At 44.8% G+C, this 19,163-nt stretch carries 18 protein-coding genes and 2 pseudogenes; 17 read left to right on the plus strand and 3 right to left on the minus strand.

Annotated elements, in window-relative coordinates:
- Positions 1–123 precede the first annotated feature (123 nt).
- From C1G57_RS06260 to C1G57_RS06280, 5 genes and pseudogenes are all read left to right on the plus strand, one after another.
- Complete coding sequence (locus C1G57_RS06260; RefSeq protein WP_330847048.1) at positions 124–528, plus strand: hypothetical protein; 405 nt, start codon at positions 124–126, stop codon at positions 526–528.
- 354 nt (positions 529–882) lie between these two features.
- Positions 883–1,176: a lactococcin 972 family bacteriocin gene (locus C1G57_RS06265; RefSeq protein WP_105114197.1), complete on the plus strand. Its 294-nt coding sequence runs from the start codon at positions 883–885 to the stop codon at positions 1,174–1,176.
- Between the two features lie 61 nt (positions 1,177–1,237).
- On the plus strand, positions 1,238–3,268 hold the full coding sequence (locus tag C1G57_RS06270) for a bacteriocin-associated integral membrane family protein (RefSeq protein ID WP_105114198.1): 2,031 nt from the start codon (positions 1,238–1,240) through the stop codon (positions 3,266–3,268).
- Between the two features lies 1 nt (position 3,269).
- A pseudogene (locus C1G57_RS06275) lies at positions 3,270–3,685 on the plus strand (ATP-binding cassette domain-containing protein).
- Positions 3,678–3,977 carry a hypothetical protein gene (locus tag C1G57_RS06280; protein ID WP_105114199.1) on the plus strand — a complete coding sequence of 100 codons (300 nt, stop codon included), beginning with the start codon at positions 3,678–3,680 and terminating at the stop codon, positions 3,975–3,977. Before C1G57_RS06275 ends, C1G57_RS06280 begins: the two are co-directional and overlap by 8 nt.
- Positions 3,978–4,015: 38 nt before the next feature.
- On the opposite strand, the gene C1G57_RS06285 is transcribed toward C1G57_RS06280, so the two are convergent.
- Positions 4,016–4,210, minus strand: a complete 195-nt coding sequence (locus tag C1G57_RS06285; RefSeq protein ID WP_105114200.1) for a hypothetical protein — start codon at positions 4,208–4,210, stop codon at positions 4,016–4,018.
- A 128-nt stretch (positions 4,211–4,338) separates the two neighbouring features.
- On the opposite strand from C1G57_RS06285, the gene C1G57_RS06290 reads away from it, so the two are divergent.
- Positions 4,339–4,860, plus strand: coding sequence for an MFS transporter (locus C1G57_RS06290; RefSeq protein ID WP_105114201.1), 522 nt, complete (start codon positions 4,339–4,341; stop codon positions 4,858–4,860).
- A 49-nt stretch (positions 4,861–4,909) separates the two neighbouring features.
- Here the strand turns inward: C1G57_RS06290 and C1G57_RS11370 are convergent, their stop codons facing one another.
- Together C1G57_RS11370 and argS are read right to left on the minus strand one after the other, a co-directional pair.
- Positions 4,910–6,700 (minus strand): SH3 domain-containing protein, encoded by a 1,791-nt coding sequence (locus C1G57_RS11370; protein WP_238595270.1) that lies wholly within the window; start codon positions 6,698–6,700, stop codon positions 4,910–4,912.
- Between the two features lie 326 nt (positions 6,701–7,026).
- Positions 7,027–8,715, minus strand: coding sequence for an arginine--tRNA ligase (gene argS / locus C1G57_RS06310; RefSeq protein ID WP_105114202.1), 1,689 nt, complete (start codon positions 8,713–8,715; stop codon positions 7,027–7,029).
- Positions 8,716–8,822: 107 nt separating this feature from the next.
- On the opposite strand from argS, the gene argR reads away from it, so the two are divergent.
- The 11 genes and pseudogenes from argR to tnpA all read left to right on the plus strand — a co-directional run bounded on the left by argR (position 8,823) and on the right by tnpA (position 18,948).
- The gene (gene argR / locus C1G57_RS06315; protein WP_105114203.1) at positions 8,823–9,263 is read left to right on the plus strand and encodes an arginine repressor; all 441 of its coding nucleotides are present in this window, start codon (positions 8,823–8,825) and stop codon (positions 9,261–9,263) included.
- A 14-nt stretch (positions 9,264–9,277) separates the two neighbouring features.
- Positions 9,278–11,818 carry a DNA mismatch repair protein MutS gene (mutS, locus tag C1G57_RS06320; RefSeq protein ID WP_105114204.1) on the plus strand — a complete coding sequence of 847 codons (2,541 nt, stop codon included), beginning with the start codon at positions 9,278–9,280 and terminating at the stop codon, positions 11,816–11,818.
- 135 nt (positions 11,819–11,953) lie between these two features.
- Complete coding sequence (locus C1G57_RS06325; RefSeq protein ID WP_105114205.1) at positions 11,954–12,397, plus strand: LytTR family DNA-binding domain-containing protein; 444 nt, start codon at positions 11,954–11,956, stop codon at positions 12,395–12,397.
- The gene (locus C1G57_RS06330) at positions 12,394–12,834 is read left to right on the plus strand and encodes a DUF3021 domain-containing protein (RefSeq protein ID WP_105114206.1); all 441 of its coding nucleotides are present in this window, start codon (positions 12,394–12,396) and stop codon (positions 12,832–12,834) included. Before C1G57_RS06325 ends, C1G57_RS06330 begins: the two co-directional genes overlap by 4 nt.
- A 33-nt stretch (positions 12,835–12,867) precedes the next feature.
- Positions 12,868–13,041, plus strand: coding sequence for a hypothetical protein (locus C1G57_RS11245; RefSeq protein WP_193434481.1), 174 nt, complete (start codon positions 12,868–12,870; stop codon positions 13,039–13,041).
- Between the two features lie 140 nt (positions 13,042–13,181).
- A complete protein-coding gene (gene nrdD, locus C1G57_RS06340) occupies positions 13,182–15,353 on the plus strand; it encodes an anaerobic ribonucleoside-triphosphate reductase (RefSeq protein ID WP_105114208.1) in 2,172 nt (723 codons plus the stop codon).
- A 376-nt stretch (positions 15,354–15,729) separates the two neighbouring features.
- On the plus strand, positions 15,730–15,864 hold the full coding sequence (locus tag C1G57_RS11490; RefSeq protein ID WP_014638808.1) for a hypothetical protein: 135 nt from the start codon (positions 15,730–15,732) through the stop codon (positions 15,862–15,864).
- A 1-nt stretch (position 15,865) separates the two neighbouring features.
- Complete coding sequence (locus C1G57_RS06350) at positions 15,866–17,212, plus strand: bifunctional metallophosphatase/5'-nucleotidase (protein WP_105114209.1); 1,347 nt, start codon at positions 15,866–15,868, stop codon at positions 17,210–17,212.
- Between the two features lies 1 nt (position 17,213).
- Positions 17,214–17,705, plus strand: a complete 492-nt coding sequence (locus C1G57_RS06355) for a GNAT family N-acetyltransferase (RefSeq protein ID WP_105114210.1) — start codon at positions 17,214–17,216, stop codon at positions 17,703–17,705.
- A gap of 14 nt (positions 17,706–17,719) precedes the next feature.
- On the plus strand, positions 17,720–18,292 hold the full coding sequence (nrdG, locus tag C1G57_RS06360) for an anaerobic ribonucleoside-triphosphate reductase activating protein (RefSeq protein ID WP_105114211.1): 573 nt from the start codon (positions 17,720–17,722) through the stop codon (positions 18,290–18,292).
- A 159-nt stretch (positions 18,293–18,451) separates the two neighbouring features.
- A pseudogene (gene tnpA / locus C1G57_RS06365) lies at positions 18,452–18,948 on the plus strand (IS200/IS605 family transposase).
- Positions 18,949–19,163 lie beyond the last annotated feature (215 nt).

Consider the following 19,163-nt stretch of genomic DNA (forward strand, 5'->3'; position numbering starts at 1 on the left):
AGAACCCTCGACTTAACAAGACACCTCTACTTTATCATCTTGAGAATGAAAAAAGTAGTGACTACTCTCTCCCGTCGGAGATTTCTTCACTACTAATCTTAGTATGTTTTTGTCCAGCAAACAATAGGAGAGAATACAGCCAGTAGAGTTCAAAACAACTTTGAAACCATCTCGTTTTTAATGAAAAAACTAGCCAGCAGTCAGGCATTTGTTCGATTAGAAGATACTTTTTATTTAAGAGATGCGATTATCTCAGGTCTTGCCTGCTTTGAACTGGTAGAATATTATGACGATGCCCCTATCTATATTGATTGTCTTCGTGGAATAATGGAAGAGACGCAAGATTATCAAAAGAAACCTCTCTTGTTTATGCTGGAATGGAAAACGGCTTTGAAATTGGAGGGGAATTATGAAAAAGCTGAAAAAGTTTACCAGTCAGCCAAATTGTTTGCTCAGGTCATTGGAAATGACTATCTGGCACAGAAATTAGCAGAGGAGTGGCAAGAAGATTTGAAAAAATATTTGTAACTCTAATTTATCGGTGACATGAATGTCATCGCTGAAAGACCTAAAAGATGAGATTGTTCGTCTTTTAGGTCTTTTTCTATCTCTTTATTACTTTTTAGGGTTTGAAGAGTATTTTTTGATGACATTGCTGTCATTGGTGATTTTGTAGAAAGTAGATATACTCATAATGTAAATAAAATTAAAGGAGTTAAGAAAGTATGTTTGGCTATTTCAAAATTTTGGATATTTCAGGTTGGTGGATAAAGAGAGGATAGAAAATGAGATGTATTTTTGAAAAGGTGTATATTCCGTGATAGGAAGTTAGACCTAAAAAATAAACAATAAAACAGAAAAAAACAAAAGGAGAAAATTAAAATGAAAAAGACACTTAAAAAATTTGCACTCATTGCAGGACTTGCAGCAACAATTGGCGGAACAGCAGTAGCTTCAGCGGCTGTACAGTATCCTGGTGGAGGAGTTTGGACGTACGGAGCAGCAAATGGTGGCGCCTATTCAAACTATTATCACAGCAGTCGCTACCATAGTTCAACAGTTGTAAGTAGATGGACTGGTGCCTCAAGTAAAGGGTATGCACAGGCAGGACAGACCTCTCGTGCATGGATTAGTACAAAACGTGGAGAGCAAGCAGCTTTCTATTACAACTATTAACATAGTACATTTTGCTTGGGACTACTTTCTGTAGTTTCCAAGCAATTCTTTGGAGGAGACGATGAAACGTTTATTTATTCTAGTATCGACCGTATTGGTAGCGATTTACCTGGGTATTTCTTTGGCTGGTCAGGTTAGTCTTGTAGAGTTTGGCTCTTACAAGGCAGTGGATGTCATCGGGAAAGATACCAATAGACAGACAGCCAATCGTGACCAGGTGACAGAGGTCTTGACCGACTTGGCAGATGAGCATAAGAGTGTGATTGCTAGACGGATTGTCGAGCCTAATGCTTCTGGGGAAACCAGTTTTACCTACGCTATCTATGGTAGCGGACAGGTTCCAGAAGGTTTGACCGTTTCCTCCAAGGAAAGTGCTGAAACCAGCGACTTGGTCAGTTCTTATCTGATTGTTTCAGGTGATTTGGACAACCAAGTCTTGAAAGAAAGTTTGGAATCACTGGGTTACAGTGGCATGGTCCATCATGGTTATTCTCTTTTTAGCATCTTCCTGTCCACAGTCGTTTCAGAAGTGGCCATACTGAGCTTCTTTGTCTTTCTCTTGACCTTCATGGCTCTCACCTTAATCTATCGGATTAAGACTTTACGATTTGCAGGGATTCGTCTGATTTCTGGTCAAGATTTTTTACAGGTGGTGGCTCGACCTTTATGGGAGGATGTCCGTCAGATTACGGTAGCTACATTGGTGGGGGCTATAATCGGACTTCTTATTCTCTATCTTCAAGCTGGATTTTTACCATCTATCTTGCAGGTCTTCTTCCTGGGACTTTTCCTCTATGCACTGGCTCTTGCTAGTATTTCTGTCCTACTTAGCCTGGTGTATTTACTAGGGTTGAGGCACAATAGCTTGGTTGATTTGCTCAAGGGAAAACTTCCTCTCAAACGGATGTTGGCTATGATGATGGTTGGGCAACTGCTGGCTATTTTGGTAGTAGGTTTTAGCACTGGCCGTCTATTGCAGGGCTATCAGGAAATCCGCTTGCTGGAACAGGCTCAGGAAGAATGGGCATTGAGAGATGACTATTACAAATCTGTTTTTAGTTACAGCTCTGCTATGATGTCTGAAGAGGAAGTCGCCCAGCAGAATAAAAAGTGGCGGGAGTTTGCCAAGGGACAGCTAGAAGCTGGGTCGGCTCTATTTGTGAAAAGCAATGTAGACCAGTATCTCTTTGGTAGTGATGTGGATCCAGAGGGCAATCGCCTGACGGATTATAGTCCTCGTGGCAATGTCCTCTATGTAACGCCAGCATATCTGACCGAGCAGAAGGTGGCAGTGGATACCGCATTCTTGGAGAAGATGAATCACTTGAGCTTAGGGGAGTATGGCTTGATTTTGCCAGAGAGCTTACGACATCAAGCGAAGCAAGTAGAGGAGATGTTTCAGGCAGAATTAGAAGGATTTTCTCGTGAAAGCTTGGAAGCAGGTAGCCAGCAGTTATTTGATACCAAGCTCAGTCTGACCTATACAGATAGCGGTCACCAGCGCTTCCTCTATAATGACGGTGAGCGTAGCCAGCTTCAGTATCTGACAGATCCGATTATTGTTGTCTTAACTCCGAAGTCCACTGGTACAACTCCGATTTCCGATATGTTCTGGGGAACCAGTGTTGATGTGGGGATGAAGTTTAAGGACTATCAGGCTACGATTGAAGCTATGAAGGAGCAGGGGGTGTATAACTGGGTGTCATATTTGGTCAATCATCGTTTGACCTTTATGGGTGTCTTGAACACCAAGCGGACAGAGTTTTATTCGCTACTCATTGGCACTGTCTTGACTTTAGCAACGGCTATTTTGCTCTTTGATGCCATGAACTTGCTCTATTTTGAGCAATTCAGACGAGAAATTTTTATCAAGCGCTTGGCAGGAATGACCTTCCGTGAGCTTCATGGACACTATCTCTTGGGACAACTGGGGGTATTTGTAGTGGGTTTACTTGCATCAGTTTGGTTGACGAGTAATCTTGTTATGAGTACTTTGGCAGTGGGCTTGCTTGCTGTCAATGCCATGGTGATATTGAAACTGCAAGATAAAAAAGAACAGACTGCCAATGTCGCAGTATTGAAAGGACAATAAGATGATTGAGATTCAGGGATTGAAAAAGAGTTTTCAACAACGGGTGATTTTTTCTGATTTGAATATGAAGCTTGAAAAAGGGAAAATATATGCCTTGATTGGTAAAAGTGGCAGTGGCAAGACGACCTTGTTGAATATGCTGGCTAAGCTGGAAGCTGCTGATGGGGGGCGGATTATGTATCAGGGACAGGATTTGTCCACCTTATCTTCTCAGGTTTTCTTTCGGCAGGAGATGGGCTATCTGTTTCAACATTTTGGCTTGTTGGAAAATCAGTCCATCAGAGAGAATTTGGACTTGGGATTTGTTGGACAGAATTAAAAAATGACAAGCGTGTGATTGTCATTGCGACCCACAATCCTGCTATTTGGGAAAAGGCAGATGTGGTCATTGATATGAAGGAGATTGGACATGGATAAAAAGTTTCATTACTATAGAGTGCCAGAATATATGATCGGACGTAGAAAGATGGATATGCTGGTCATTGAAAATTTGACGGATAACTTGATGTTGTATCAAGTTCGGGTAAATGGGTATTTGCTGGACTTTGTTAGTGCAGAGGGGCGGGTAGTCAGACACTACAGGTTGAAGGATCTGCCCTTGGATGTGGAATTAACCGTAGCGGATGTGGAGGACGATGTGGATTTGACCTTACCGGAAAATCTGACCTACCGCCAATTTGATTTTTTCCAAAATATCGCCAACAAATAAAAGTATCTCCTCTAGGTTAGACTTAGAGGAGATTGTTCTTATTTCTTCTGCCTACGGACATAGAGCCAGTAGCTAATCCAGTAGTAGATGGTATAGAGCAGGGCAGCAACAAGGCTCCAAAAACCGATAGCACCCAAAATATTAGTGAGGTCAGGGGAGAGTAATTTTGCAAATAGATAAAAGAGTAGGTAGAGATAAAAGTATAGCCAGTAGTATTTTTTGAAATGTTTCATCACTGTTCCTCCTTGCCATTTTTCTTTATTATAGCATTTTAATATATATTTTTCAACTTGTTCACAAAATCACATTGACAAAGCATGGTTTTTGGAGTAGAATAAGACTAAAATTAGGAGGTGCTTATATGAAAAGACCAATTCATCTGTATGTTTTTGTGATACTATCCAGTATTGCCAGTATCTTGAGGCTATTCAGTTCCTTTGTTTCGACCTTTAACGAGGAGCAACTTCGTTCGTCTATGCAGGGGGCTGTTGGGATTGATGTGGAAGAGTTAATTCTTGTTTCGCGCGAAACAGCCAATCTTCAGAATGGTATGATTCAAAAGATAGTAGCGGTGGTCTTGTTTGGGCTACTGATTGCGGTCATTGTTTTCCTATTCATGAAGAAAAATGAGCTGGCTTCCTATCTCTACATTGGCTATCTCTTCTCAACCTTGTTGCTGAATACCTATAACTACCTCGCAAGTAAAGGGATTGCGCAACTCTACTCAGATGCAGCCTTTCGTGATGTGACAGCAGCAACTATGTTAGGGGGCTACATTATCAATATTGTCTTATTTGCTATTTATTTTGGTGTGACGGTGTTCTTCCATTTACGTAAGCCAAAGGAACAGCCAAGTACAGCCATCAACGCTACCGATATTTAGTCATTAAAAAAACTGCATGGTTCATAGTGACCCTGCAGTTTCTTTGTTTTTATGGAATGGCAATATAGCGACGGGCTCCGGAATAGCTGACATAGCTAATCCATTGACGGCCTTCGGCTGTGATGATTCGATCATAGCGGACACTTTGTCCGATGTCATAGTGGAATAAGATAGGTGAAGCAAGGCTCGGACTATTACGGATGGCTAGTCTGGATTTAAAAATATAAGTTCCAGAAGAAGGTAGGTAGCTGGTAGGTATGGATGTAGTAGAAAGTTGAGTTGTTGTACTTCCTATAAAGTCAATCTGATTTGCAGCATCTGTGAAATAGACGTGGATATGGTATTTTCCGCTATCATTTTTATGCTTGCTAGCTAGGACCTTCACCTTGTAGCTGCCATCACTTTGTCGTTGAGCAGGATACCAAATGAGATCATCTTGACCTCCTCGATCGGACCAAACCGGCACAGATACGGCTGTAATTTCTTTAGGAGATCTTGCCCCAGTTATAAGTACCTCAAAACTACCTTCTGCTTGATTGATATTTGTAATCTGGATAGTTCCCTGAGGTTTGGTAGGAGTTGTTCCAATAGGCTGCTGAGGTGTAGGGCTTGCTTGTACCTGCTTGATAGGAATGTAGCGTCGTTGACCACTATAGCTGAGGTAACTAATCCATTGGTAGCCATCAGCTGTCAGAACCCTATCGTAGCGTACGCTCTCGCCAGCATAATAGTAATCCAAAGTTGAGCTAGATTGCTTGGCTTGGGCCTTGATTGGTGCTTGCTGGGTAAAGGTATAGGTGCCGCTATTTGCTAAGCCAGTTGCCTGAGTGGCTGCAGGGCTGGTCTGACTGACAGGAGAGCCAGCCAAATCCTTGAAGTGAATATAGCCGCTGACGGAGTTTTTATGAATCAGTCGTCGACTGTAAGTGAAGCGAGGACTGTAGTTGTATTCTTCGATTTCAACCATATCCCCTTGGATACTGCTTACCCAAGCAACGTGCATGGGAGAGGTCCACCAAGCCACTGCTCCCACTGCAGGATTCATATCGACACGATAGCCTTCACGTTGAGCTCGGTAGCCCCAGGCATCCGCATTGCCATAAGCTGGCGGAATTTCAAAACCATTGACTTTGCTCAGGCGAAAGGCTACAAAAGAAGTACATTGGCGGGTGTAGAGCCTCCAGGGATCAATAGCATCAACAGCTGTGTAAGGGTAGTCATCTCCCAAGGCACTTGTGGAGCTAGAACGTGTGCTGGCGGTACGGGTTTGAGAGCTTATACGATTTCTGTTGGTATTGGCTTGGGTTTGTGTAGTGCTTCTTTGGGAAATAGCAGAGCTGGTTGAAGCTGTTCGAGTGCTAGCTTGTTGGTTGTTATTTGTCTGCCTAGTTTGGTTATGGCTTTCCTGTGAAACAGATGGAGCCTGTTGGGAACTTGCTGGACTAGTTTGACTGGTTGATGGAATGCCTCCTTGGGCTTGCTGGCTTGATGAGGAAGGTGTTCCTGTTTCAATCTTTTCTGGAGAGATTTGCCCGGTCTGTTCAGGGCTGATAGGACTAGTAGTAGGATTGGTACTTGTTTGATTGGTTTTAGCTTGGTTTGTTTCTGTTTGGGTGACTGTTTGACTGACTTGACGTTCTGCTTCTTGTCCAGTAGAACTGCTTGTTGTGGTCTGGACGGTAGCTAAGCCTGCGCTTGTACTTGTTTCTGTTCCTGTGTTGGCACTAGCGACTGGTCCCGTTGCCAAACAAGCGTAGGCTAGTAGGACGGAGGCAGCGCCTAGAGAATAGGTGCGGATAGAAAAGCGTGGTTGGTTTGTTGAAAGTGCTTGTTGTGTCATTCAGACTCCTTTGAAAAAAATATTTTGTAGAGGTCTTAGAACCTGTATTCACAAGTAAAGTGCTTTTAGATAAGAGATCGTTTTTTGCTAATCAAGGCAGTTTTTTGAGGGAATACTGACTGTATTTTGAAAAAAACGAACGATGAGTAGCTGGAAAACTAGCCTTAGGTGAACGTGCTGAACTGTGAATACAGGTTCTTACTCCCCCTCGCTAAATCTATTCGCACTTGTCTGATAATTTTTGAGAATTTTTATTTATTTCCTGGAGCATATTAGTTATCAACAAGGAAAAATCCTCAACCTGTAAGATTGAGGATAGAATGCTATTACATTTTTTCAGGTGCTTTTACGCCGAGCAGACGTAGGGCTTCTTTAAGGACGACACCAGTTGTGTAGGCAAGAGCCAAACGGCTGTCACGCTCTGGGCTTTCGTCCAAGATACGTGTGTGGGCGTAGTACTTGTTGAAGGCTTGAGCTAGGTTGATCGCGTATTTAGCGATGAGGGATGGGTCAAATTTGTCACCAGCACGTTCTACAACGTTTGAGAAGTTTTGGATGTGCTTGATGATGTCCCAGCTTTCTGCGTCAGCCAGTTTGTAGTCATTTTCTGCGCTTGGGATAAAGTTTGCTTTGCGCAGGATAGACTGGATGCGGGCGTATGCGTATTGCACATAAGGACCTGTCTCACCTTCAAAGGAAACCATGGCTTCCAGGTCAAAGTCGTAGCCGTTGTCACGGTCGGTTTTGAGGTCGTAGAACTTAACAGCGCCGACACCAACTGCGTGTGCCACTTCTTCCTTGTTTTCAAGGTCAGGGTTTTTGGCTTCAATTTGGGTAAGGGCACGTGAAATGGCTTCGTCAAGAGTTGGCTCGAGCAGGATGATATTTCCTTTACGAGTGGAGAGTTTTTTCTTGTCCTTGGTCACCAAACCGAAGGTGATGTGGGTCATATCGTCGCTCCAGTCGAAGCCCATTTCTTTCAAGACAGCCTTGAGCTGTTTGAAGTGGTTGATTTGCTCCTGACCGACGACGTAGATGCTTTTCACGAAGTCGTAGGTGCGCTTGCGGTACATAGCTGTCGCCATGTCGCGCGTGATGTACAGGGTTGCACCGTCTGTCTTCATGATGAGGGCTGGTGGAAGGTTATAGCTTTCAAGGTCAACGATTTTTGCACCTTTTGACTCTTGGAGAAGTCCTTTTTCTTCTAAGATTTGGATACCTTCGTCCATCTTATCATTGTAGAAGGCCTCACCGTTATAACTGTCAAAGGTTACATCCAGCTTGTCGTAGATGCGGTTGAATTCGACCAAGCTTTCATCACGGAACCATTGCCATAATTCCAAGGCTTCTTTGTCGCCATCTTCCAATTTTTTGAACCATTGACGTGCTTCTTCGTCCAACTCAGGTTTTTCTTCCGCTTCAGCATTGATACGCACATAGAGTTTGAGGAGTTCTGAAATTGGGTCTGCTTCGACTGCAGCCTTATCACCCCAAAGTTTGTAGGCAACAATCAACATACCGAACTGTTTGCCCCAGTCACCCAAGTGGTTGATGCGGATAGGTTTGTAGCCAAGTTTTTCGTGGATATTGGCAAGGGCATCGCCGATAACGGTTGAACGCAAATGTCCAACTGAGAAAGGTTTGGCAATGTTTGGGCTAGACATATCGATGGTAACATTGCGTCCCTGACCGATGTTGAGTTGACCGTATTGGTCTTTCTGCGTAATGACATCTGTCAAGACTTGGTGGGAAATAGCAGCCTTGTCCAAGAAGAAGTTGACATAAGGACCTGTTGCAAGGACTTTCTCAAAGCCAGTTGTATCCAGTTTTTCAACGATATCCGCTGCGATAGCCTGAGGAGCTTTTCGTTCTACTTTTGCCAAGGAGAAGGCTGGGAAGGCGATGTCGCCCATTTCTGATGATTTTGGTTTTTCTAGCAGATTGTAGATGGTTTCCACTTCCAAATTCGGAAGGACGGCAGCCAGTCTTTCTGCAATGACTTGTTTTTGGTTCATATTAGGATTTCCTCCAAAGTTATTGATTCTATTTTATCACATTTCTAGGCTAATAGCGGTGAAAAGTGTTATAATATTTTTATAAATATACATTCTGAGGTAAGATGATGAATAAAGCAGGGCGACATGAATTGATAAAAAACATGATTCGTCAGGAAAAGATTGGACGCCAAACCGATATTCAGAAAGGTTTGGAAAGTCAGGGAATCGTGGTCACTCAGACAACCTTGTCACGTGATTTACGTGAGTTGGGCGTCATTAAAATTTATGAGAATGGTCGTTCTTTCTATTCTCTGGCGGTTGAAGAAGAGGGAGCGAATTTTGTTGAATTATTGGCTCAATATGCCTACAAGGTGGATAGGGCTAGTTTTATTCTAGTTCTTCATTCTGACTTGGGAGAAGCAGCTTTGATGGCTAATATTATCGATGCTGAAAAGCCATCGTCTATCCTAGGAACCTTGGCTGGCGCTGATACGCTTTTGGTGATTTGTCGAGATGAAGAAGCAGCTAAGCAGGTTGAAGCTGAGATAAATCATTATTTGGTATAGAATTGAGAGGAAGAATGGCAGTAGAGAAAATTTCTCCAGGCATGCAGCAGTATCTGGATATCAAGGCAAACTATCCAGATGCTTTTTTGCTGTTTCGCATGGGTGACTTTTACGAATTATTTTATGAAGATGCAGTAGAGGCTGCGCAGATTTTGGAATTGTCCTTGACCAGTCGGAATAAAAATGCGGAAAATCCCATTCCCATGGCGGGTGTTCCCTATCATGCGGCCCAGCAGTACATTGATACGCTTGTTGAATTAGGGCACAAGGTGGCTATTGCCGAGCAGATGGAGGATCCTAAGCAAGCAGTCGGTGTGGTCAAGCGCGAAGTGGTGCAGGTCATCACGCCGGGAACAGTCATGGATTCCACAAAAATGGGAGCCGACAGCAACTACCTGGTCACCATTGACCGTCAGGGCGTACAATTTGCCCTTTCCTACATGGATGTGTCAACAGGTCAGTTTTTTGTGACTAGTTTGGATGATTTTACCAGTCTTTGCGGTGAAATCCGCAATTTACGGGCACGTGAATTGGTCATCGGCTATGCTCTGTCGGAGGAAGAGGAGCAGGTTTTCTCGAATCAGATGAACTTGTTGCTATCTTTTGAGGATGAGGTGACGGAGGATGTTCAGCTGATTGACAACTCGCTGACGGATTTGGAAAAGGCTGCGGCAGGCAAACTCCTCAGCTACCTGCACCGGACACAGATGCGGGACTTGAGCCACTTGCAGAAGGTGGTCCACTATGAAATTAAGGACTATCTGCAAATGGACTATGCCACCAAATCTAGCCTGGACCTGCTTGAAAATGGCCGAACTGGCAAGAAACATGGCAGCTTGTACTGGTTGCTGGACGAGACCAAGACAGCCATGGGCATGCGGCTCTTGCGGGCTTGGATTGACAGACCCTTGATTGACCTCAAGCGGATTGAGAGCCGACAGGCTGTCGTGCAGGTTTTTCTGGATTATTTCTTTGAGCGGAGCGACTTGGTGGAGGCCTTGAAGGGTGTTTATGACATCGAACGCTTGGCCAGTCGGGTGTCTTTTGGCAAGACCTTGCCCAAGGACCTCTTGCAACTTTCACAGACTTTGGGAAATGTCCCTGCGATTAAGAATATCCTGCAACAAATGGACCAGCCTGCTCTGGCTAGCTTGGTAGCTGGATTGGACCCAATTCCAGAACTGCATGCTCTCATCAGCTCTGCTATTGACCCAGAGGCCCAAGGGGCTATTACAGACGGTAATATCATTCGCACGGGCTTTGATGAAACCCTGGACCAGTACCGTCTGGTCATGCGTGAGGGGGCGGGCTGGATTGCGGAGATTGAGGCCAAGGAGCGTGAAGCATCTGGTATCAATAATCTCAAGATTGATTACAACAAAAAGGACGGTTACTATTTCCATGTGACCAATTCCAATCTGGGCAATGTGCCAGAGCATTTCTTCCGCAAGGCGACCTTGAAAAATTCGGAGCGCTATGGTACGGAAGAACTGGCCAAAATCGAAGGGCAGATGTTGGAGGCGCGTGATAAGTCGGCTAACCTGGAGTATGAGATTTTCATGCGGATTCGTCAGGAGGTTGAGAAGTACATCGGTCGCTTGCAGAAGTTAGCTCGGACCATTGCAACTATTGATGTCTTGCAGGCCTTTGCAGTTGTGGCGGAGCAGCAACATTTGGTTTGTCCACGCTTTACAGATCAAAGAGAATTGACCATTGACCGTGGTCGTCATGCGGTGGTGGAGAAGGTCATGGGCAAGCAGACTTACATTCCCAACTCTATTCACTTGAATACCGATACGCATATGCAACTGATTACTGGTCCAAACATGAGTGGTAAGTCTACCTATATGCGGCAGTTGGCGGTTATTGTCATTCTGGCGCAGATGGGTTCTTATGTGCCTGCTGATCAGGCTGTATTGCCGATTTTCGATGCTATTTTCACCCGTATTGGGGCGGCAGACGACTTAGTCAGCGGTCAATCGACCTTCATGGTCGAAATGATGGAGGCCAATAAGGCGGTCCGTCTGGCGACAGATCGGTCGCTCATCCTCTTTGATGAACTTGGACGGGGAACGGCCACCTATGACGGTATGGCTCTGGCCCAGTCTATCATCGAGTACATCCACGACAAGATTGGTGCCAAGACTCTCTTTGCCACCCACTATCACGAGTTGACAGACCTTAGCCAGACCTTGGAACACCTAGAGAATGTCCATGTATCGACCTTGGAGAAGGACGGCCAAGTCACCTTCCTCCACAAGATTGCCCAAGGCCCAGCTGACAAGTCCTACGGGATTCACGTGGCTAAGATTGCTGGAATGCCAGAGGAGCTATTGGAGCGGGCAGATCGGATTTTGCAGACGCTTGAAAACCAAGCCCCTACTGCACCAGCCAACCCAGCTCCGACAGTTGTGGAAGAGCAGTCAGGTCAACTTAATCTCTTCGCAGACACGCCTTCTCACCCAGTCCTCGATGAACTGGAAAAACTAGACATCTACAATATGACCCCAATGGAAGTCATGATGAGGGTGGCAGAATTGAAGAAGAGACTATAAGACAATGAAAGTCAGGACAACCGTTCTGACTTTTTTGCCGTTTAGGGCAGGAAATCGACCACATGGCCAAAAGCCCTTGAAACCAGTAAAGAAATGGTGTTTAATAAGGACAGAGGGAAAGAGAAAGGAGAGCAGATGAAAGTAAAATTAGCTATATCACCAGAAATTTTGGAAGATTTTGTGACCATTGAGGCTCAAGCTATGTCTGAGCAGATTACACAGTTGGTGGCCTATGTTAAAAACCTAGACAAGCAGACATCTAGGCTGACAGTCAAAAAAGGGGAGCAGGTATATCTTTTGGAGTATGATGAGATAGTCAGACTCTACTTAGAAGACAAGGTTTTACAAGTGGAAACGGTGGGAGATTCCTTTACTTCCAACCTACGCTTGTATCAGGTTAAGGAGGAACTGCCTGCCAACTTTTTGCAGATTTCCCAGTCGGAAATCATTCACATCAAGCAACTGGACCACCTCAAGTTGACAGCCAATGGTCTGGTCAAACTAGTCATGAAAAATGGCTCTGTCACCTACTCGTCCCGTCGTTATTTAAAAGTTATCAAAGAAAGGTTAGGACTATGAAAAAATACATCTTATCAGCCAGTTTAGGCCTTACAATTGGAACCATTATCTCTATCATCACATCGGCTGTCTTTGGACAGGGAGCTTATCTTCCGCTCAATCCTTTTTCAACCATGGGGGCTTACTACCTAAGCAATTTTAATCAGGTAACCGTCATGTTAATCTGTGTGCTGATTTGGGCAGCAATCGGTCTCTTGTTTCAACTGGCAGAAAAGATTTTTGAACAGGATTGGAGCCTTTTGCGAATGACAGCGACACATTTTTGCATCACAGCTTTAGGCTTCACACCGCTGGGCATTTTGGCTGGTTGGTTTCCGCTCAATTTTGCCTCTCTCCTCTTCTTCTGGTTTATCTTTGTCTTGGTCTACGCTTCTCTCTTTTTCCTAAACTATCGGAAAATGGAGCGGCAGATTAAGGACATCAACGGTCGTTTGTAGTATAATAGCACTATCATTTAGTTGGAGTGTTTTATGAAAATTATTTTGACGATTATCTATAGTTTGGGGGTAGTGTGGAATACTCTCTATATTGCCTATAATGTCGGTAAACTTCCTTTGTTAAATTTGCTTTGGCCTGCTGTGATTTTAGTGGCCTGTGCTATTAACCTGTACTTCTTATGGACTAGAAAACAAGAGTCAGAATAGGCTCTTGTTTTCATTTGCTTTTCAGAAACAATATCTATATTTTGTGTAAAATTTTAAATTTTATATTTTTTGGCACAAGATATTGATTTTTAATTTGTGAAATGTTACACTAGTAGCAGTGAAAAATGGAGGCCAGTCAGATGAATGTGCGAGAAAACGACTTAGAAACCTTGGATTTGGTTGTCTTGAAACGAGATGGTCGGACGGTGTCTTTTGATGAACAGAAGATTTTTTCTGCTCTTTCGCGGGCCAATCAGGAGTTAGAACACCCAGTGTCAGAGGCTGGTTTGCAGCTGGTTTTAGAGGCAAGCTTGCAAGAGATTGGACGCCGTTTTACAGGCGATATCCAAATTTATGAAATCCAGACTATTGTGGAGCAGGAGTTGCTCAAGGCTCATTTGTATGAGTTGGCAGAGCGGTATATTCAGTACCGGACCCAGCGAGATTTTCGTCGACACCAGGCGACCGATATTAACTTTGAAATTCACAAGTTGCTGAGCAAGGATCAGGCCTTGGTCAATGAAAATGCCAACAAGGATGCCGATGTTTTCAATACCCAGCGGGATTTGACAGCGGGGATTGTTGGAAAATCTATTGGGCTCAAGCTCTTGCCTGCCCATGTGGCCAATGCTCACCAAAAAGGTGATATTCATTATCATGACTTGGATTACAGTCCTTATACTCCCATGACCAACTGTTGCTTGATTGATTTCAAGGGGATGTTGGCTCAGGGCTTCAAGATAGGAAATGCGGATGTAGAAAGTCCCAAGTCGATTCAGACGGCTACGGCACAGATTTCGCAGATTATTGCCAATGTATCCTCGAGTCAATATGGTGGTTGCTCAGCTGACCGCATTGATGAGGTGCTAGCTCCCTATGCGGAACTCAATTACCAGAAGCATTTGAAGGAAGCAACAGACTGGGTTTTGCCAGACAAGCAGGAAGACTATGCGCGTGCCAAGACTCAAAAGGATATCTACGATGCCATGCAGTCTTTGGAGTATGAGATTAACACCCTTTTTACTTCCAATGGGCAAACACCTTTTACTTCGCTTGGTTTTGGCCTCGGAACTTCCTGGTTTGAACGGGAAATTCAAAAGGCTATTCTCAATATTCGTATCAAAGGTCTGGGGCGCGAAGGTCGGACAGCTATCTTTCCTAAGTTGATTTTTACAGTCAAGCGGGGCTTGAACTTGGAGCCTGATTCGCCCAACTATGACATCAAGCAGCTGGCAGTAGAATGTGCAACCAAGCGGATGTATCCAGATATGCTGTCTTATGACAAGATTGTTGAGTTGACAGGTTCCTTCAAGGTACCAATGGGCTGCCGTTCTTTCTTGCAGGGCTGGCAGGATGAAAATGGGCAGGATGTGACATCTGGTCGTATGAATTTGGGTGTCGTGACCGTCAATTTGCCACGGATTGCTCTCGAAAGTGGTGGTAGTCAGGAAAAATTCTGGGAAATCTTTGCAGAGCGGATGGCCATTGCCAAGGATGCCTTGGTCTATCGTGTGGAACGAGTAAAAGAGGCGATACCTGCCAATGCACCGATTTTGTATCAATATGGGGCATTCGGCAAATGTTTGGCTAAGACAGACGCAGTAGATGAAGTCTTTAAAAATCGTCGAGCAACCGTATCTTTGGGCTACATTGGTTTATATGAAGTCGCAACAGTTTTCTACGGTGGTCAGTGGGAGACCAACCCAGAGGCAAAAGATTTTACGGTGGATATTATCAAGAAAATGAAAGCCTTGGTTGAAGATTGGTCGGATGAATATGGTTATCATTTCTCAGTATATTCGACACCATCTGAAAGTCTGACAGACCGCTTCTGCCGGTTGGATACGGAGAAGTTTGGTCTGGTTGAAAATATCACCGACAAGCAGTATTACACTAACTCTTTCCACTATGATGTACGGAAAAATCCGACTCCCTTTGAAAAACTGGACTTTGAAAAGGTCTATGTGGAGGCAGGTGCCAGCGGTGGCTTTATCCACTACTGTGAATACCCTGTTTTGCAACAAAATCCAAAGGCCTTGGAGGCTGTTTGGGACTATGCCTATGACCGTGTGGGTTATTTGGGGACCAATACTCCGATTGATCATTGCTACGCCTGTGATTTTGAGGGGGACTTCGAGCCGACAGAGCGTGGTTTCAAGTGTCCAAACTGTGGCAATAGCGACCCCAAAACAGTTGACGTGGTCAAGCGGACCTGTGGTTACTTAGGCAATCCGCAGGCCAGACCCATGGTTAAGGGTCGCCACAAGGAAATTATTTCCCGTGTCAAACACATGAATGGGTCTAGTTTATAAAGAATGGACACGAGGGCTTCCGTAGTTTTGAGGAACTACGGAAGTTTGTTATAATAGGGGGAAACAATTAATAGCTCTGCTATTTCATCGTCATCCAGTTTATCTTTTATTACGTCGACGTATGGGGAAACTTCGTTTCCTTATCTCCAACTTCAAATAATCCACGATTATTTGAACTCGCTTTGCCGTACTTTGCGTAAGTGACTTGCTTTCGCAAGTCTCATTTCCAGCCTTGTACGGTCTGCTTGACTGCACAAGTTGCCTACAGCTTTTGAGGCGAACGCGGTTCGCCCTATTTCCAGCCTTCAAAGGTTCCCCAAACCTTTGAAGCGAGTACTAAAAGTAAACTGAACGACTACATAAAAAGGAGAAAACAATGGGAAAATACCAATTAGACGACAAGGGCAAGGCCTTGGTGGCACGTTATCATGAGAAGAATTCCAATGTGAAACAGGACAAGAAGGCGCGTGTGCAGGAATTGCTCAAACAAGCCAAGAATAAGAAAAAATAATATGGATTTTACAGATATCAGCATTCTCCATACCAATGATATGCATTCCTATGTGGAGAATTTTCCAAAGAAGGCGCAGCTGATTGCGGATATTCGAGCTCGTAATGAGCAAAAAAGGGTTCCGACCTTTGTCTTTGACAGCGGCGATCTTTTTTCGGGCAATATCTTTTTCAATATGTACCGAGGGGTCAAAGAAATCGAGCTAATGAATCAAATCGGTTGCCAGGCCATGACCTTGGGCAATCATGAATTTGATCATGGAGATGAGTTGCTTAGTCGCTTGGATGACTTTGCCCAGTTTCCAATTGTGTCTTCCAATCTCTGCTACCGTGACGAGGAGGCGGCTGATGAATTGGTACCGCTTGAGGATGTCCTTGAATTTGATATGAATGGGAAAAAACTCTATGTCCTCGGTTTGACTACCTTGGAAACCCAAGAGGTTGCGTCACCGTCGGAGAATGTGATTTTTGAAGACCATAGACAAGCTCTGCGGCGATTGGTGGATCAGATTGTGAGTCAGAATCCATCGGCTCATCTGGTCTTACTTAGCCACCTGGGCTATGATGAAGATGTGAATTTGGCCAAGGATTTCCCTGAACTCAACGTGATTTTGGGTGGGCATACTCACACAATCTTGAAAGAACCAACTCAAGTAGGGAGCGTCAGCATTTGCCAGGCTGGTCAATACGGTCGCTTTGTTGGTCATCTGTCCCTGCGGTGTTTTGCAGATGGGCGACATGAAGTCCTTGTCTATGACTTGATTGAGGTGGAGAAACTGACCCAAGAAGACAGGGCGGTCAAGGCCATTATCGACCAGATGAAGTCGGAACGGGACGCGGCTTTTTCCCAACCGATAGCGACTTTACCTCAGGCACTAGACGGAGAGCGGGATAGCATTCGTCAAGGCCTGTCCAGTCTAGCTCCTGTCATCTGTCAGGCTCTTTTTGAGCGGGCAGGCCAGTTGGGCTTGCAGGCGGACGGTGCGGTCATCAACGGCTTCGGCATTCGGGCTTCCTTGTCGGCGGGTCCGATTTACTACTCGGATTTGGTCAAGGTCCTGCCCTTTTCCAAACGCGTCCTCCTGGTTGCTATCAAGGGCAGTGATTTGGTGGCTAGCTTGCAGACCGGCCTCCACCCTCAGATGTGGGGGATTATCCCAGACGGTGAGGGTTTTATGGTCAATGGCAGAGCAGTCGAGCCAGACAAGGTCTATCAGATCGTGACCAACTCTTTTGTCTGGAGCGGCAAAGACAACTATGACGATTTTCACAAAGCAGAAATTATACAGGACTTGGGACTGGATATTGACATCATTAGCGAATTTTTCAAGAGACAATATGGAGGCTAGTATGGAACTAAGAAGACCAACTGTGGCGGATAAGGAAACGATTTTGGATATGTTGGCCGAATTTGAAGCCGCAGGCTCTGCTATGGATGGAGGCTTTATCTCCAAAGATGTGGACTTTGAAGACTGGATTTTGCGAAACCAAGACTATGAGGCAGGGCTCAATCTGCCAGACGGTTTTGTCCCTTCCATTCAATATGTGTCGTTTGACCAGACGGGTCGAGCCCTTGGTTTTCTCAGTCTACGCCTACGGCTCAACGATTTCCTGCTCAATAAAGGCGGTCATATTGGTTATTCCATTCGCCCGAGCCAGCGTGGCAAGGGCTATGCCAAGGTGCAACTGCGACTTGGTTTGCAGGAAGCTGCAACCAAAAATATTTCCAAGGTCCTCGTGACCTGCTCGACAGACAATCAAGCCAGTCGCCGTACGATTGTGGCTTGTGGCGGTAGCCTAGAAGACACCCGCGAAGGAGTAGAACGTTACTGGATTGGATGAGAAAGGAGGTAGCTATGGGTGAACAGACTTGGAACAATCCCAAGCCAGGTGAGTGGAAGAGTGAAGAACTCAGCCAGGGACGGATTATGGACTACAAGGCCTTTAACTTTGTGGACGGTGAAGGCGTTCGCTGCTCCCTCTATGTCAGCGGCTGCCTCTTTCACTGTCCCGGTTGTTACAACGTCGCCACCTGGTCCTTCAAGGCCGGCATTCCCTACACCAAGGAACTGGAAGACCGCATCTTAGCAGACTTGGCCCAACCCTATGTACAGGGCCTGACCCTCCTGGGTGGTGAGCCCTTTCTTAATACAGGAACGGTCCTCCCTCTCGTCAAGCGGGTTCGGACGGAATTGCCAGACAAGGACATTTGGTCCTGGACAGGCTACACATGGGAAGAATTGATGCTGGAAACGTCAGACAAATTAGAACTGCTCAGCCAGTTGGACATTCTCGTAGACGGCCGCTATGACAAAAGCAAACGCAACCTCATGTTGCAATTCCGAGGCTCCTCTAATCAACGCATCATTGATGTCCAGCAGTCATTGCAGGAAAATCGAGTGATTTTATGGGATAAATTAAAAAAATGACCCGTACAGTTCTCATGTACGGGCTTATTGTCCCCTGAAAACCACTAGCTATGCTAGTGGTTCAGTAGAGCTTCTAGCGAGGTATTAAAAAATCCTCCCAAAGTGATAAGATAGAAGTGGTTTCCCCGCCACTACATCACATCAAATAGGAGGTACCTCATGAGAGAGGATAATGAAAGTTTATCACATACTCGCTGGAATTGTAAATATCATCTAGTTTTTGCGCCTAAATATCGTCGTCAAATTATTTACGGCAAGTAAAAGGCTAGTATCGGAAAGATTATCCGAGATTTGTGTGAACGAAAAGGCGTCACTATCCATGAAGCTAATGCTTGCCCTAATCACATCCACATGTTAGTTATGGGAATAGAAAGTTTTGGTGTAGAGGCTACTATGTGGATATGGTAGGACGCAATCAAAAAGTGATAGCAAAATACATACAGAACCAATTACAAGAAGATAGGGTAGCGGACCAGCTCACTTTGTTTGAAACGGTTGACCCATTTACAGGGGAAACCAACAGGAAAAAACCTGATGGATGTCTTGCCCAGCCTCTGCTCGGGAAAGTGGTGCGCGAGGAAGCGATTTTAGTGGGCCTTTGGCCCTGGCCGGAACAAGCGGCTTATAGCCGCAGAACAAACTACCAGTTTGACTAGTGGTTTTGATTGTCATTTAGTTTCTCTTTTATTACTTCGGCGATTGGAGGCATTTGTTCAGCCTCCTTTTGTAAGCACACCGAGATTAGAGAACGCTTTCTTTTTTTATTTTTACATGTTATAATATCATTATAAAAGGTTCAGGAGGTGGAGTGATAGAGTATAAATAGGTTGGCAGACCAAACATTTGAATAAACAAAGGGATGATACATGGA

The sequence above is a fragment of the Streptococcus suis genome, from assembly GCF_002960425.1.
Classification (GTDB): Bacteria; Bacillota; Bacilli; order Lactobacillales; family Streptococcaceae; genus Streptococcus; species Streptococcus suis_S.